This window comes from Pusillimonas sp. (assembly GCF_029263785.1).
Classification (GTDB): domain Bacteria; phylum Pseudomonadota; class Gammaproteobacteria; order Burkholderiales; family Burkholderiaceae_B; genus Pusillimonas.
In genome coordinates, this window is the sequence record NZ_JAJUFE010000015.1 from 14709 (window position 1) to 29981 (window position 15273).

Below are 15273 nucleotides of genomic sequence, written 5' to 3' on the forward strand. Positions count from 1 at the left end.
TCAGTTCCTCGACGACAGGCCGCGACGCCGGGTCCAGGCTTGCAGCAGGTTGATGGCCAATAACAGAACAAATGATGTAAGCAGCATCACCATGGCTATCGCAGTGGCTCCCGCGTAATCGTATTGCTCCAATTGCGTGACAATCAGCAAAGGAGTGATTTCCGAGATCATCGGCATGTTGCCGGCGATGAAGATCACTGATCCGTACTCCCCCGAGGCCCGCGCAAAAGCCAGTGCAAATCCGGTCAGCAGGGCGGGCAGAATGGCTGGAAAGATGACTCGGAGGAAAACCTGGAACCGATTGGCTCCCAGGCTGGCTGCAGCTTCTTCAAACTCCCGGTCGGCTTCGGCCAAAACGGGCTGGACGGTGCGAACGACAAAGGGCAGGCCAATGAACGTCATGGCAACAATGATGCCCAATGGCGTGAACGCAACCTTCAGGCCGACTGCATCCAGATAGGAACCAATCCAGCCGTTCGGTGCATACAGGGCCGTCAGCGCGATCCCGGCCACGGCAGTGGGCAGGGCAAATGGCAAATCCACCAGCGCGTCGATTAGCTTTTTGCCCGTGAAGTCGTAGCGCTCGAGTACCCAGGCGACCAGCGTGCCAAAGACAACGTTGATCGCCGCTGCGATCAGGGATGCGCCGAAACTCAGTCGATACGAGGCCATGACCCGGTCGCTGGTGGCGGCGCGGACGAACTCCTCCCAGGTCATGGAGAAGGTGTTGATGAAGATCGCCGACAGGGGAATCAGCACAATCAGGCACAGATAAAACAGGGTGAAGCCGGCTGTTATTCCGAAGCCTGGCAGTACGCGACCGGAGCTTCGGCGTTGCATGGAAAACGGTAAGGCAATCTGCATGGGTGGGAACGGAACAATTAGGACGCGACGCCGCTTATGGTTACACCGTCGCGTCCGGGACGGAACGATTTACTTTGCATGTGCATAGACCTGTCAGGCATAACGGGTCTGATGCGCAGGGAAGGTCAGGCATTTATTTATTTGCTGCCCGGGGCGTAGATTTGATCGAATACGCCACCGTCGCCAAAGTGTTTGGCCTGTGCATCGGTCCAGTTTCCGGCTACGTCGTTGATGGTAAACAGTTCAATCGCCGGAAACTGGCTGGAATATTTCTTCCGGATTTTTTCCGAAATGGGGCGAAAGTAATTTTTTCCTGCAATGTCTTGACCCACATCGCTGTAGAGGTATTGAAGATAGGCTGTAGCGACTTCCCGGGTGCCGTTGCGTTCTACGTTCTTGTCCACCACAGAAACTGGCGGCTCTGCAAGAATGCTTACTGGCGGTACGACAATCTCGACCTTGTCCGGGCCGAGCTCGTTCAGGGCGAGCAGTGCCTCGTTCTCCCAGGCCAGCAACACGTCGCCAATTCCGCGTTCGACGAATGTAATGGTCGACCCGCGCGCGCCGGAATCCAGGACGGGCACCCGCTTGAACAGTTGTCCTATGAATTCTCGGGCGGCCGCCTCGTCGCCGTTTGCTTTCTTCAGCGCGTAGCCCCAGGCCGCCAGATAATTCCAGCGGGCACCACCCGAAGTCTTTGGATTCGGGGTGATGACAGAGACGTCGTCCTTGAGCAGGTCTTCCCAGTTCGAGATCTTCTTGGGATTCCCTTTTCGGACGAGGAACACGATGGTAGAAGTGTATGGAGCGCTGTTGTGTTCAAAACGCGACTGCCAGTCTTCGGCTATCAGGCCACGCTTGGCGATCGCGTCGATGTCCGGTGCAAGGGCCAGCGTCACGACATCGGCGGCAATGCCGTCAATGACTGTTCTGGCCTGTTTGCCCGACCCGCCGTGTGATTGCCTGACCTTGACGGTGTCACCGGTCTTTTCTTTCCAGTAGCTGGAAAACGCCTCGTTGTACTCCTGATATAGCTCGCGCGTCGGATCGTACGAGACATTCATCAGAGAGATATTGGCGGCATGCGAGATGCCGGAAGTAACGGCAGCCAATGCTGCCACCTGGAAAACGCGACGAAAGAAAACAGAAACGCGGAAGGCGTGCGAACGATGGTTTTGCATGATGACTCGATAAGCGGTTGCAGTTGGACGAGTCATCAGAGTAGAGGTGCCGTGGAGCAAAGTGAACGAATGCTTTCTCACTTGCAAAGACTGTAATGGCATATAGCCCGTAAATTGCCGCCCCTGCGTGGCAAAGTACTCAACCAAGTTGTCCGCGAACCTGCCGCTTGTTAGCATTACGCCTTGCGGTGATTTGCCGCATATTCATAGCAGGACGCGGCGCCCCTCTCACAACTGGAACACAAAATGAACGACAACCTGACACCGACTCCAACAGCCGTTGATTCTCAAGCCGGGCGGCCGCCCGATTCTCTCAAGACCGTGGCTGTGGTGGTGTATGCCCTGCAGGCCATCGGGTATTTTGTGGGTATTACCGCCCTGATCGGAGTCATCATCGCCCATATCAAGATTGGTGATGCGCGAGGAACCTGGCTCGAGTCCCATTTTCGCTGGCAGATCCGCACGTTCTGGTATTCGCTTTTGTGGGGCATTATCGGCGCCCTTCTGATTGCGGTTCTGGTCGGCTACCTGGTACTTGCGGTTGCCTTTGTCTGGAGCATCTACCGCGTAGCCAAGGGGTGGTTGCGCCTGATAGACGGCAAAGCCATGTACACGGCCGGCTAGGGCTATTCGGCTTTCCGTGCTCATTACCCGTGCCCATTACTTGAGGCACGGGCATAATCTTTGCTGGGATCCGGTTGCACCTTCTTCATTCAGAGGAGTGACCATGTCCTGGCAAGCATTGTTTGGCGAGCGGGCCACCACAAAAATCGCAGCGATCTACGACACACGAGAGGCGGCGGCGTCGATGGCTGATTCGCTGGAAGCGATCGCGGGCATCAAGGCGAATCAATGGATGCTTATCGCGCCGCACGAAAAAGGCTTCGCGCGAAAGCTCGAACCCGAAACCCAGGGCATTGCGCGAACGGGTATTCGGGCACACCTGATTCTGGGGGCCGTGGGTTTGTTGGCAGGCGTCATGCTGTGGCTAGTGCTGTACTTTCTACCCATCACCTATATCGTGGCGTCGCCAGTTGTCAGTGCTGCAGTCATCATCAGTTTTGCTACCATACTGGGCATGATGCTTGGTGGCCTTGTTACTGCGCGCCCCGACCACCAGGTCGTCATTCTAAAGGTCCGCAAGGCGGCCGAGCAGGGCAAGTGGTCCTTGGTATTGCATCCCCGCGATCCCAGGCAGTGTGAGCTTCTGATGAAGGCGCTTCTGGAATCCGAGGCCGACGTCGTCAGGACAGTCTGAATCGCCGCTGCCAGCCGGGACACTGCCTCAGGCCGGATTGGGCGCGGAGGCACAGCATGGATCCATTTCTACAGGCAGCCATACAAGAAGCGCGTCTGGGTTTGACTGAAGGAGGCATACCAATCGGCTCGGTGATTGTTCATCAGGGCCGGATATTGGGGCGTGGCCACAACAGACGGGTTCAAAAAGGAAGCGCCATACTTCACGGCGAGATGGATGCGTTTGAAAACGCCGGACGGCAGGCGGCGGCCGTGTATCGGGAGTCGGTTCTGTACACCACCTTGTCTCCGTGTTCGATGTGTACGGGTGCCATTCTCCTGTACGGCATTCCAAAGGTAGTCATAGGTGAAAACCAGACCTTTTTGGGAGACGAGGCCCTGTTGCGCGAACGCGGCGTTGAGGTGGAAGTCCTGCAGGACGAGGAATGCATTGCCATGATGCGGGATTTCATCCGCAATAAACCCGAATTGTGGAATGAGGATATCGGCGTGTGATGGCGAACGCTTCTTCGCAATATTCTTTTTTACGCAGAAGAAGCTTTTTTCGCGGCGCTTTTCTTTGAAGCCTTGTTGCGCGAGGAGCCGGTCGCGGATGCTTTCGTACGTTTGGCAGAACGGCCGGACGTTGTGGTTGCAACGGGTTTTGAAACGTAGGTACCTGACTTCTCGTCACGACCCACATCGAGCAGGCCCTGCGCCTGAGCTTCGTCCAGGACGCTGCCAAAGGCCTTGAACCCGTAATACGACTCGTTGAAGTCGGGCCTTCTGCGCTTGATGGCCTGCTTCAGGGTTGAGGCCCAGATTTTCTCGGTATCACCTCGCTCGGATAAAAGCGCTTCAAACGTGTCGACAACGATGGCAATTGCTTCGGCTCGTTTGGCTTGCTGTGCATCTTCGTGCACTTCGGCATTTTTGGCAGCCGTGCTTTCGGACGGCACAAGCGACGGCTTAATCGTGGCACGCGTCTGTCGGACCAGGTCGTCGTAAAAAATGAATTCGTCGCAGTTGGCGATAAGCAGATCAGAGGTTGAACGCTTGACGCCTACACCGATGACCTGTTTGGCATTTTCGCGAAGCTTGGAAACAAGCGGCGAAAAATCGGAGTCGCCACTGATAATCACAAAAGTATCGACGTGCGCCTTGGTGTAGCACAAATCCAGTGCGTCGACGACAAGCCGGATGTCGGCTGAGTTCTTGCCTGATTGACGCACATGGGGAATTTCGATGAGTTCGAAACTGGCCTCGTGCATGGACGATTTGAAGCTTTTGTAGCGATCCCAGTCGCAATAGGCTTTTTTGACCACGATGTTGCCTTTGAGCAGCAGGCGTTCAAGGACCAGCTGTATATCGAACTTTTCATATTGTGCGTCACGGACACCGAGCGCAACGTTTTCAAAGTCGCAAAATAGCGCCATGCTGGCGCTTTCATTATTGTGAGCCATACAGTCTGCCCCCGGCTTGGCGATGGTCGGTCTGGAATGACGCCATGATAGCGCTTTATACGGGATGCGTCGTTCAGCCGCTCGTTAGTTCGCAAGCGTATAGTGCACCGAAATAAGACTTGTTCAATGTTTGCTGGAGCATCATGACTGTTGTGGAGCTTGTTTGCAGGGTGGCGCGTGTCGTTGCGTGTCTGATGATATTCGCTGCGGGGGCCACGGCTCACGCTCAATCCGCTAACGGTGATGCGCGCCGGCTGTGGCAACTGCTGGATTACATAGCAGTGGATTACGGCGAGGCCATTGCAAACGGCCAGATTATCAACGAAAGCGAATACGCCGAAATGCTGGAGTTCACCCAGGCAGCTGCGGTGCAACTTCAAATTCTGCCTGGCCACGCCTCCAGCACTCGTATTGCCCAGTTGATCAGGCAGTTGACCGAAGCGGTACGCGCAAAAGAATCGAAGGAGCAGGTCGCTTTGCTGGCACAACAGGCAGCCGCCGCTGTGCTCGAAGCGTATCCGATGCCGCTGGCTCCTGCAACAACACCCGACCTCGCCTTGGGAGGTCGACTTTATGTAGAACACTGTGCATCGTGTCATGGCGCAGGTGGGGCTGGCGATGGTGTGGCAGCGAAGGGTCTTGACCCTGCCCCGATTGCGTTCACGGATGCCGAGCGCGCGTCGTCCCGCAGTGTGCTTGCTCTTTATCAGGTGATCACACAAGGGGTTGAAGGAACATCCATGCCGGCCTTCGAAAATATGTCCGATGACGAGCGTTGGGCACTGGCATTCTTAGTCGGAGGCATGGCCTACAACGACTCCGCGCGTGAAAGAGGGCGTGAAATCTGGTCCTCCGAACCCAAAGCGCGGTCGTTCTACGAGGATTTGACAGTAGTTGCGACAGTAAGCCAGTCCGAGGCCGCATCTACCTTCGGTGCTGATGCTGCCCGGGATCTGACGGCATTCCTGCGCTACGAGCCTGCGGCTACAGCCACCGCTGACTCTTCTGGTACCTCCCTGGCAAGGCGACGCCTTGGCGACAGTCTTCGGGCAATGCAAGCGGGCGACCAGAAGGCAGCATCCAGTCTGGCACTGTCGGCCTACCTGGACGGGTTCGAGCCGAACGAGCCGATGCTGGCAACTCGAAACCAGAAACTGCTCGATCAGGTAGAAGAGGCGATGTTGCAGTATCGCGCCGCGGTCGGAGCACGCGATCTTTCCAAGGCACAATCAGTGGCCGCGGGGCTCGACGCACTGCTGGTTCAGGTTGATGCCGAGCTGGGTGAGTCCAGAGCGTCTTCGCTCACGACTTACTTCGGGGCGTTGACCATTTTGTTGCGTGAGGGGCTGGAAGCCTTGTTGATCGTCGTGGGTATCGTCGCCTTCCTGAAAAAGGCAGATCGCCCTGGAGCATTGAGGGCGGTACACGGTGGATGGTTATCCGCCCTCGCCGCCGGGGGCCTGACCTGGCTGGCGGCAACTCATCTGGTAACGATCAGTGGAGCGAGCCGAGAACTGACCGAGGGATTGGGCGCTTTGTTCGCCGCCTTCGTGCTCCTTGGAGTCGGCCTGTGGATGCATCAGAAAAGCGCCGCAGGCCGGTGGCAGATGTACCTGGAAGGGAAGGTATCCGCCGCTGCCCGACGCCGGTCGGCGTGGGGCTTGTTTGTACTGACTTTTGTTGCCGTCTACCGCGAAGTGTTCGAGACCATATTGTTCTATTCGGCGCTATCAACCGACGGTAATGAACCTGCCTTGATGGCGGGATTGTCAAGTGCAGTATTGCTGTTGACCTTCATCGCCTGGTTGCTCCTGCGAACGAGTGCCCGCATGCCAATCGGCAAGTTCTTCGCCCTTACTTCCGTCGCAGTGGGTTTGCTTGCCGTTGTGCTTGCAGGCAAGGGGGTCTCGGCCCTTCAGGAGGCCGGCTGGATCAATGTACGACCAGTCAACGCACCACACATCGATCTGCTTGGTGTATACCCAACCGCCCAAACCCTGGGTGCCCAGATCGCGGTGCTGCTGGTGCTGGCGATCGGCGCGGCCCTTCAGCGTCGCAACAGGAACGCATAAGTGGCCATCGCACCCAGGACGGCGTTGACCGGCACAATTCCTGGAAGAAGGTGGCCGCAGGCCAATCCGGCCACCACGGCAACAAAGGCCGGTACATTGATCACTACCGCTGCCTTGCCCGGGTACTCGGCATACCGACGGCGCCGCAAGAGGTAGTCAGCAATGATCACGCCCCCGACTGGTGGAATGGCGGCGGATAGAAAAGTCAGCCAGCCTACAAAGTTGTGGTACAGCCACATGGCCATTGCAGTTCCGGCCAGGCCGTTCACGATGGACAGGGCCCGGCTCGCAAGCCCGGTGATGTTGGACAGGGCAAGACCCGATGCATAGAGCGCGTTATCGTTGGTCGTCCAGATGTTCAGCCCCAGCACAATCACCGCCGGCCAGATCAGGCCTTGCAGGAGCATGACATCACTGATGTCCGCAAGTCCGGTTGCTGCTGCTCCGGCTGCGCCGAATATGAACATCAATGAGTTGCCGGCAAAGAAGGCAATCAAACATACGACAACAGCCTGGCGCGGGCTTTTGCCGAAGCGCACGAAGTCCGCCGTCAGGGTGCCGGCGCTGATGAATGAGCCCACCACCAGCGCAATGGCGGTCTCCATGGGCATGGGCTGAGCGGAGACGGTCTGACTGAGTGCCCTGAAACCCCCGGCGTGTTCTATGGCCAGCCAGACCGAATAGCTGCCGAGCAAAGCGATGGCTGGTACGGCGATCACGGAAAGCGCCGTCAAACCGGCAATGCCAAAGTAAACCGTGGCGGTCATCAAGGCACCCGATAGGGCAATAAGCAGGGACGTATCCCAGCCGGTGGCCTTGGACACGGGAATCGCGAACATGGCTACCCCGACTCCGAACCAGCCTATTTGCGTTGCGCCCAACAGAAACGAGGGCAACCACGAGCCTTTGGTTCCAAAAGAGTAGTGGGCAAGCAGGTGGGTTGAAAGACCTGTGCGGGAGCCTATGTATCCCAGCGTAGCGGTATAGACACCCAGCAAGAGGTTTCCCGCCGCCACGGCAAGGAAAAATTCGCTGAAGGAAAGCCCGGCACCCAGTGTGCCACCGGCCCACATGCTGGCCGAGAAGAAGGTGAGTCCAAGCATGACGGCGCTTAATGACCAGGCTGTCTTGCGGGCGGAAGCAGGCACTGGTACGCGGCTGAAGTTGATGTCTTTCATGCTATGGATTCTTGTTCCTGGCCATGCGGTATACGCGTTTGCCGCGATAGTGTATCGCTACGTCTGCAAGTTTTGGTTTAACCTTACAAATAACTAAACGTTAAGACCCTTATGCAACCGATCCTGCCCGCTTATCTGATTACCCGCTGGCTTCTTGTGCTCGTCATACTTGCCGGGCTCTATTTTTTACGTGGCTTTCTGGTTCCTGTGCTGGCCGCCCTCATTATTTGTCTGGCAAGCTGGCCGCTGTATCAGCGTCTTTTGCGCCGTTGCGGAGGGCGCGATATCGTCGCAGCAAGTCTGGCTTTGGGTATTGTCATTCTGGTGCTCATCATTCCATTATCCTTGGCCTTGAGCTTCGCCATTCAGGAGGCAAGCAGTTTCATTCGATGGGCACTGGCCGCCAACCGCGATGGGGTTCCGGTCCCCCTTTGGCTGATTGAACTGCCCTTGGTTGGGGAGTGGCTGGCGCGCCATTGGGTTCAGTATCTGGGTGAACCGCATGCACTTGGTGAACTCGTCGAAATGGTCAGCGGCGAGCATCTTGGCAATATCTACCGCATGCTCCTGTCAGCCACAGGCGACGTCTTTCGCCTGCTGCTCACCGTAATCTTCATGTTGATTGTGCTGTTCTTTGTCTACAAGGACGGCTCGCGTATCAGGGCGCAGCTGGATGTCGTGGGAGAGCGGGTGTTGCCGGGTCGTTGGCAACGATTTTCGAGGATGGTGCCGGCCACCATCAACTCTACCGTCACCGGGATGGGCCTTATCGCGCTCGGAGAGGGCGTCGTGCTGGGCGTGGCTTATTGGATAGCCGGCGTTCCGTCGCCTGTACTGTTGGGTGTCGTCACAGGTTTCATGGCATTGATTCCGGGCGGCGCTCCGCTCTCCTTCACACTTGTCTCGCTATATCTGGTGGGTTCCGGCCAGGTCGTGGCAGGTGTTGCCCTCTTTGCCTGGGGCACAGTAGAACTCTTTATTGTCGACAAGACATTGCGACCCCGGCTGGTTGGCGGCCCCGTGAAGCTGCCGTTTCTGCCCACATTTTTCGGTCTGGTAGGCGGAGTTCAGACCATGGGCTTTGTAGGGCTCTTTATCGGTCCGGTACTTATGGCCTTGTTGGTGGCTATCTGGCGTGAATGGACGCTTGAAGAAAGCGATGACGTCCCCGACGTGGCTCCATCGGCTCCCACCCGGAATCCGGTAGTACCTTTGGCGCCGCAGCCGGGTGAGCCCGACTTTAACGGTGGTAGTGCGTACTCCGAAAACCCGCTCGAAGCAGGGCACCGGAAAACGGCCGGCAACTCATAAGGGGTTTCTCCCGCAACAAGGTTGCTGCACGCTCAAGTGCAAAATTTGAGGCTGGCTGCGGGTCTCTTCTCGAAACCCGTTGCCACAGGCAATTGCTCGGCTTCCGGTCCAGATCGTTTTACTCGATTGAAGGGTAACACCCTGGGGGGTGAAGCGTGGCGCGTTTTGCACGTTTTTCATATTTGAATCACAATCTGGTTGACAATGTTATTAAGAATCATTATTGTTCAGCATCGCGGAGGCGGGTGAATATTTGTGTACGTAATGTGCCCCTCCGCAACAATACGAATGATCAAATAACGGAGTAGCCCTAATGGCTAAGACAACTCAGCATCGTCAACATCGCTTCAATCTGGTGCATTTAGCCGTCTGCGGTGCACTGGCGTCGCCCATGATGGCCGCGGCCCAGGACACTGGTGTCTCGCAATTGGCGCCAGTTCAGGTCCAGGGCGTCGCCCCTGCCTTCAAGCCCGAGGCGCCACAATCTGTAAAGTTTCAGGCGCCATTGGTAGATACGCCTCAGACCATCAATATTGTTCCTTCCGAAGTCTTGCAGCAGCAAAATGCCCAGACCCTTCAGGAAGTCCTGAGCAACGTTCCCGGTATTACGTTTTCATCTGGCGAAGGTGGAGCGGGCTGGGGCGACATGATGACGATCCGTGGTTTTTCTGCGGAGCAGAGCGTCACGGTCGATGGCGTGCGTGAAAGTGCCCTCAGCACCCGTACGGATATTTTCAATATGGAACAGGCAGAGGTGTTCAAGGGCACGGGCTCTATCGAGTCAGGAGTTGGCGCAGTGGGCGGCTCGGTCAACCTGGTTACCAAAACACCGAAGCTTGACGATTTCTACGACTTCCATGTGGGTGTGGGAACTGATCACTATCGGCGCACGACGGCCGATCTGAATCACCAGATCGGCGACACCATGGCGTTCCGCCTGAATGCCATGTGGCACGAGAACGACATTGCCAAGCGTGGCGCCAGCGATTACAAGCGGTGGGGCATAGCGCCTTCGTTCTCATGGGGCCTGGGCACCGATACCCGTGTAACAGCCATGTTCATGCATCAGAAAGACAACAACACGCCCGACTGGGGGGTGCCGCTGAACCGCAGTGGCAATCGCATGGATGGGGTAGGCCGCGAATACTGGGGTCAACTGGATAACGTCGATACTGAAGAGACGGAATACAACAGCGCGACCTTGCGCGTGGAGCACGACTTCAATGACAAGGTGTCGATTCGCAACCAGACTCGCTGGGCGGAAACCAAGCGATTCACACTGTTGAATTCTGGGGGCCGTTTGTTGAATGCCCGTGGCGCCACGGCGGCCGGTGAGTATATCGCCGCACCTGGCAGTTCAGACTACTGGGGTTACGACGCAGCGGGCAACGAAGTCTATCCGACCGGATATCTGGCCGTTAACCGCCTGCGTGGCAATGCGAATTCCTACAAGGGCAGGATTGTAGCGAACCAGACCGACCTGAATCTTGATTTCAATACAGGTAGCGTGCGCCATCAATTGGTTACCGGGATCGAATATTACGAGGAAAGCTATCGTAAGGATCCTCGGAGTTACGATGCGCCATCATTCATGGATCCAAACTTGCCCCCAAAACAGCGACAGGCATTGGTTATTGACGTCCGTGATCCGAACACCCATTACTCCGGTCCGTGGAGCACTTTCGACTATACGAACGAGAGCGGAGCCAAGATAAAGAACTGGGGCCTGTATGCCTATGATCAGATATCACTGAACGAGCAGTGGGAACTTGCAGCCGGACTTCGCTACGACAAATTCAAGGTCAACTGGTACAACGACCTGGGCAATCGCGAGCCCTACGAGCAAAGCGAGGGCGTCTGGAGCGGCCGCCTGGGCGTCGTCTACAAGCCGACACGCAACAGCAGTGTGTATCTGTCCTACAGCCAGGCCTCGCAGCCCTCGGCGGCAGACGCGGCATCGCGCAGCGGCGGGGGTGGAAATGCCAATGTCGCAAATTATTCGCCGGGCAAGGCCAAGACATGGGAACTGGGTACAAAGTGGGACCTGCTTGAGAACAAGCTTGCATTTACCGCTGCCGTCTTCCAGGTCGAGCGCAGCAATCCTTCGGATACGGACGATGTCGGTAACCCCATCCAGACTGCCGGCAAGGAAAGGGTGCGAGGCGTCGAGCTGGGATTGGCTGGCAACGTGACGCCCAAGTGGTCGGTTTATGGAGGCTGGTCCCTGTTACGCAGTAAAGTGTTGTCGGATGAGTCGGATCCCTTGCAGGAAGGCGGCAAGATGAAGAACGTGCCCGACATGACCTTCAACTTGTGGACGAACTATCAGTTTGACAATCAATGGGATGCCGGGATCGGAGCGCAATACATTGGCAAGCGGCAGTTCCGGGCCGGTAACTACACCACGGCAAGCGCGCCAGGTGGCGTTCAACCCAACGATATCAACATGCCAAGCTACTGGCTGTTCAATGCAGCAGTGGGCTACAAGCTCAACAAGAACGTTGCGCTGCGCTTGAACGTCAATAACGTCTTCGACAAGTTCTATATTCAGCGCTCAACCAGCAGCTCCGATGGCTTCCAGCTATATGGTGTGCCTGGAGCCGGTCGTACTGTCATCCTCAGTGCAGACATGAAGTTCTGATCCACATTGAAGGTCGACTGGTGCACAATGGCCGCAGCCGGTTGCTGCGGCCATTGTGCTCGTTCCGCTATAAAATCCGCTTCATCAAGCCGCTGTATGTATAGGCCACTATATCTATAGCGGTTTTTCATTTTTAGGCAGGGGTCTCCGACATGATGCTCAAAATTCCCGACGTCCTGACGCCGGATCAGGTGCGCCAATGCCGCGAGGCGCTGGAGCAGGCCGAGTGGGCTGACGGTCGCCTGACTGCCGGCTACGTGGCAGAAAGTGCCAAAAAAAACCTGCAATTGCCGCTGGACCACCCGGTTGGGCGACAGGTCGGAGAGCTGATTCTCAATCAGCTCAGCAGTAATCCATTATTTATTTCTGGCGCCTTGCCCCAGCGCGTCTTGCCGCCGCGGTTCAATCGCTATGAAGGCGGGGGGGAGTACGCAGATCATATTGACAACGCGATCTTTGGTGTGCCGGGTTCATCACAACGGGTACGCAGTGACATTTCGGCAACCTTGTTTCTCAGCCATCCGGATGAGTACGAAGGCGGCGAACTGGTTGTTCAGGACAGCTATGGCTCGCATACTGTGAAGCTGCCGGCAGGGCACATGGTGGTCTACCCGGGTTCAAGCCTGCATCGTGTCACACCAGTTACCCGAGGGGTCCGTCTGGCCGCGTTTTTCTGGATACAAAGCCTGGTACGCGAAGATCACCGTCGTGCCATGCTGCTTGAACTGGATAACGCCATACAGAGCGTGGCCAAAAGCCACCCTGGTCACGGGGCGTTGCCCCGTCTGACAGGGGTCTATCACAACCTGATCCGCGAGTGGTCTGACACATGAGCGCCAACCGGCTTCTACCGCCCCTGACCCAGATTCCCGCACAGATTGCGTCCATCGGCGACTACGAATCATATGCTCGGCCCCGGATGACGGACTCGGCGTGGGCGTATCTGCAGGGCGCCTCCGGCGACGAACTGACGTGTGCCGACAACAAAGCGGCGTTCGATCGCATCCGTATTCGACAACGAGTGCTGAGCGATCTGCGCGGTGCGCACACAAGGCTGGAGTTGTTGGGACATCGCTGGGACTTTCCCATCATGCTCGCTCCGGTCGCGTTTCAGAAGCTTGCCCATCAACAGGGTGAAGAAGCAACCGTATTGGCGGCGTCGGCGATCGGAGCGGGCATGGTTGTCAGCACACAATCGAGTGTGTCACTTGAGGATCTGGCCCGGGCAGCGTCCCGTCCGTTGTGGTTCCAGCTGTATATTCAGCCTGATAGGGACTTTACCCTGGAGCTGGTCCGTCGGGCTGAAGCGTCAGCGTATCAAGCCCTGGTTCTGACGGTAGATTCGCCTGTCAATGGGCTGCGCAATCGCGAGCAGCGCGCAGGCTTCTGCTTGCCGGCCGGCATCGAGGCCGTGAACTTGAAAGGGATGCAGCATCCCGGGACTCACGTGGCTCAGGCCGGTGGGAGCCCTGTGTTCGGCTCGGGTGCGCTTGAGGCAGCTCCGACGTGGAGCGATCTGGGTGCGCTCGTCGAATCAACCAGACTGCCGGTGCTGGTAAAGGGGATTACACATCCGCAAGATGCGCGCATGGCGATCGACCACGGGGCGGCGGGCATCATCGTATCCAACCATGGCGGGCGTACCCTGGATGGTTTACCAGCAACCGTAGATGCGTTGCCCCAGGTAGTCGATGCAGTGGAAGGCCGGGTTCCTGTCATGCTCGATGGCGGCATCCGCCGCGGTAGCGATGTGTTCAAGGCGATAGCACTGGGTGCGCAAGCCGTTCTTGTCGGTCGGCCTTACGTGCACGCCCTGGCTGCTGCCGGAGCCGCCGGAGTAGCCCATGTGCTGCATATATTGCGAACAGAACTCGAAATAACCATGGCGCTGGCGGGTACCCGGACGCTGGCTGATATTGACCGGTCTGCCTTGTGGACGTAATCGACCTCGATATTGACGTGATTGATGAGCGTGGCCAAGGGCTCGCAAATCGCGGTAGCAAGACATATTTTGTTTCGGACGCGTTGCCGGGAGAACGGGTCACGGCCACCATAGAACGTGACAAGGGCACACATGCCATTGGGCGCGTGCAGCGTATCCTTCGGGCATCGCCGGCACGGGTCATGCCGCGTTGCCCCCACTTTGGTGTGTGTGGCGGATGCCTGTTGCAGCACATCGAGCCAGGGGTTCAGGTGGCGTTAAAGCAAAGAGCACTCGAAAAGACCTTCGCCCGGGTGGCGGGGTTACGGCCTGCCCGGATGCTCTCGCCCATCCATGGCCCTGACTGGAATTATCGGTTCCGTGCGCGCCTGGCGGTACGCTACGTGCCGACACGTGGCGGTGTCTTGCTGGGGTTCCATGAGCGCAAGAGCAGTTATGTGGCCGATATACAGGTATGCCTTGTGATGCCCAAGGTGGTGTCAGACCTGCTCATGCCCTTGCACGACCTGATCGCAAGGCTTTCCATACCGCATCGCATACCGCACATACAGGTTGCAGTCGGTGACGACTTTAAGGTAGCGCTGGTGCTGCGACATCTATTGCCGCTCACCGAGACAGATATCAGGCAGCTGAACGAGTTTTCGGCCGAGTTCGATGTGCAATGGTGGTTGCAGCCCGGCGGCCAGGAAACGGCAGCTGCTCTGCTTGAAGCACCCGCGGGCCAGGGAATCAGCCCTGCAGCGGGTCGGGAAAGTCGTGCAGCAGATGCGGCCCTGACGTACCTGCTTCCGGAATTCGGCCTCCAGATGCGTTTTCGGCCTACTGATTTCATTCAGGCGAACCTGTCAGCAAATCGGGCGCTCGTCTCACGGGCGGTGAGCTTGCTGCAGCCGATGCCGAACGATCGTGTCCTGGATCTTTTCTGTGGCCTGGGGAATTTCACATTGCCGGTTGCCACGCTTGCTCGTGAGGTCGTGGGAGTGGAAGCCAGTGAAGCGCTTTTGGACAAAGCGCGTCAAATCGCTGCAGACCACGGGTTGGCGTCACGCGTGCGGCTGCAATGTGCGGACTTGTTCCGAATAGATTCCGGGTGGCTGGAAAAGCAGGGCGAGTTCGACCTGATGGTGCTTGACCCGCCTCGTGAAGGGGCCAGGGCAGTGGTTGAGGCTATGGCAACCCGCGGGCGTCGATACGGTCCCCGCCGTATCGTGTACGTTTCCTGCAATCCTGCCACACTGGCGCGCGATGCAGCCATACTGGTTCATAAAGGCAAGTATCGTCTCACGTCGTCAGTCATCGTAAACATGTTCCCGCATACCCTGCACGTGGAGTCGATCAGCGTTTTTGAATAGACACTCCGATAAATGACGGTGGCGGCAGGTGAC

The 15273-nt window shown here is 57.3% G+C and carries 11 protein-coding genes and 2 pseudogenes; 9 read left to right on the plus strand and 4 right to left on the minus strand.

Features of this window, described 5'->3' with window-relative positions; genetic code table 11:
- Both cysT and Q1J88_RS06100 read right to left on the minus strand, forming a co-directional pair.
- Entirely contained in the window at positions 1 to 864 is an 864-nt protein-coding gene (cysT, locus tag Q1J88_RS06095) for a sulfate ABC transporter permease subunit CysT (RefSeq protein WP_301116688.1), read from the minus strand.
- Between the two features lie 137 nt (positions 865 to 1001).
- Positions 1002 to 2045, minus strand: coding sequence for a sulfate ABC transporter substrate-binding protein (locus tag Q1J88_RS06100; protein WP_301116689.1), 1044 nt, complete (start codon positions 2043 to 2045; stop codon positions 1002 to 1004).
- Positions 2046 to 2291: 246 nt separating this feature from the next.
- On the opposite strand from Q1J88_RS06100, the gene Q1J88_RS06105 reads away from it, so the two are divergent.
- From Q1J88_RS06105 to Q1J88_RS06115, 3 genes are all read left to right on the plus strand, one after another.
- Positions 2292 to 2669 carry a hypothetical protein gene (locus tag Q1J88_RS06105; protein ID WP_301116690.1) on the plus strand — a complete coding sequence of 126 codons (378 nt, stop codon included), beginning with the start codon at positions 2292 to 2294 and terminating at the stop codon, positions 2667 to 2669.
- 103 nt (positions 2670 to 2772) lie between these two features.
- The gene (locus Q1J88_RS06110) at positions 2773 to 3303 is read left to right on the plus strand and encodes a hypothetical protein (protein WP_301116691.1); all 531 of its coding nucleotides are present in this window, start codon (positions 2773 to 2775) and stop codon (positions 3301 to 3303) included.
- 56 nt (positions 3304 to 3359) lie between these two features.
- Complete coding sequence (locus Q1J88_RS06115; protein WP_301116692.1) at positions 3360 to 3797, plus strand: nucleoside deaminase; 438 nt, start codon at positions 3360 to 3362, stop codon at positions 3795 to 3797.
- A gap of 152 nt (positions 3798 to 3949) precedes the next feature.
- On the opposite strand, the pseudogene Q1J88_RS06120 reads toward Q1J88_RS06115, so the two are convergent.
- Positions 3950 to 4744 (minus strand): annotated as a pseudogene (locus Q1J88_RS06120) (NYN domain-containing protein); the annotation flags it as partial.
- A gap of 143 nt (positions 4745 to 4887) precedes the next feature.
- On the opposite strand from Q1J88_RS06120, the gene Q1J88_RS06125 reads away from it, so the two are divergent.
- Positions 4888 to 6816: a cytochrome c/FTR1 family iron permease gene (locus Q1J88_RS06125; RefSeq protein WP_301116694.1), complete on the plus strand. Its 1929-nt coding sequence runs from the start codon at positions 4888 to 4890 to the stop codon at positions 6814 to 6816.
- On the opposite strand, the gene codB is transcribed toward Q1J88_RS06125, so the two are convergent.
- Entirely contained in the window at positions 6792 to 7994 is a 1203-nt protein-coding gene (gene codB / locus Q1J88_RS06130; protein WP_301116695.1) for a cytosine permease, read from the minus strand. The genes Q1J88_RS06125 and codB overlap by 25 nt on opposite strands.
- Positions 7995 to 8105: 111 nt before the next feature.
- Here codB and Q1J88_RS06135 point away from each other — a divergent pair.
- From Q1J88_RS06135 to rlmD, 5 genes and pseudogenes are all read left to right on the plus strand, one after another.
- Positions 8106 to 9137 (plus strand): annotated as a pseudogene (locus Q1J88_RS06135) (AI-2E family transporter); the annotation flags it as partial.
- Positions 9138 to 9618: 481 nt separating this feature from the next.
- Positions 9619 to 11946 carry a TonB-dependent siderophore receptor gene (locus Q1J88_RS06140; RefSeq protein WP_301116698.1) on the plus strand — a complete coding sequence of 776 codons (2328 nt, stop codon included), beginning with the start codon at positions 9619 to 9621 and terminating at the stop codon, positions 11944 to 11946.
- 152 nt (positions 11947 to 12098) lie between these two features.
- The gene (locus Q1J88_RS06145) at positions 12099 to 12779 is read left to right on the plus strand and encodes a Fe2+-dependent dioxygenase (RefSeq protein WP_301116699.1); all 681 of its coding nucleotides are present in this window, start codon (positions 12099 to 12101) and stop codon (positions 12777 to 12779) included.
- Positions 12776 to 13888: an alpha-hydroxy acid oxidase gene (locus tag Q1J88_RS06150; protein WP_301116700.1), complete on the plus strand. Its 1113-nt coding sequence runs from the start codon at positions 12776 to 12778 to the stop codon at positions 13886 to 13888. Before Q1J88_RS06145 ends, Q1J88_RS06150 begins: the two co-directional genes overlap by 4 nt.
- Positions 13879 to 15240, plus strand: coding sequence for a 23S rRNA (uracil(1939)-C(5))-methyltransferase RlmD (rlmD, locus tag Q1J88_RS06155; RefSeq protein WP_301116701.1), 1362 nt, complete (start codon positions 13879 to 13881; stop codon positions 15238 to 15240). The genes Q1J88_RS06150 and rlmD overlap by 10 nt, the downstream gene beginning before the upstream one ends.
- Positions 15241 to 15273: the final 33 nt, after the last annotated feature.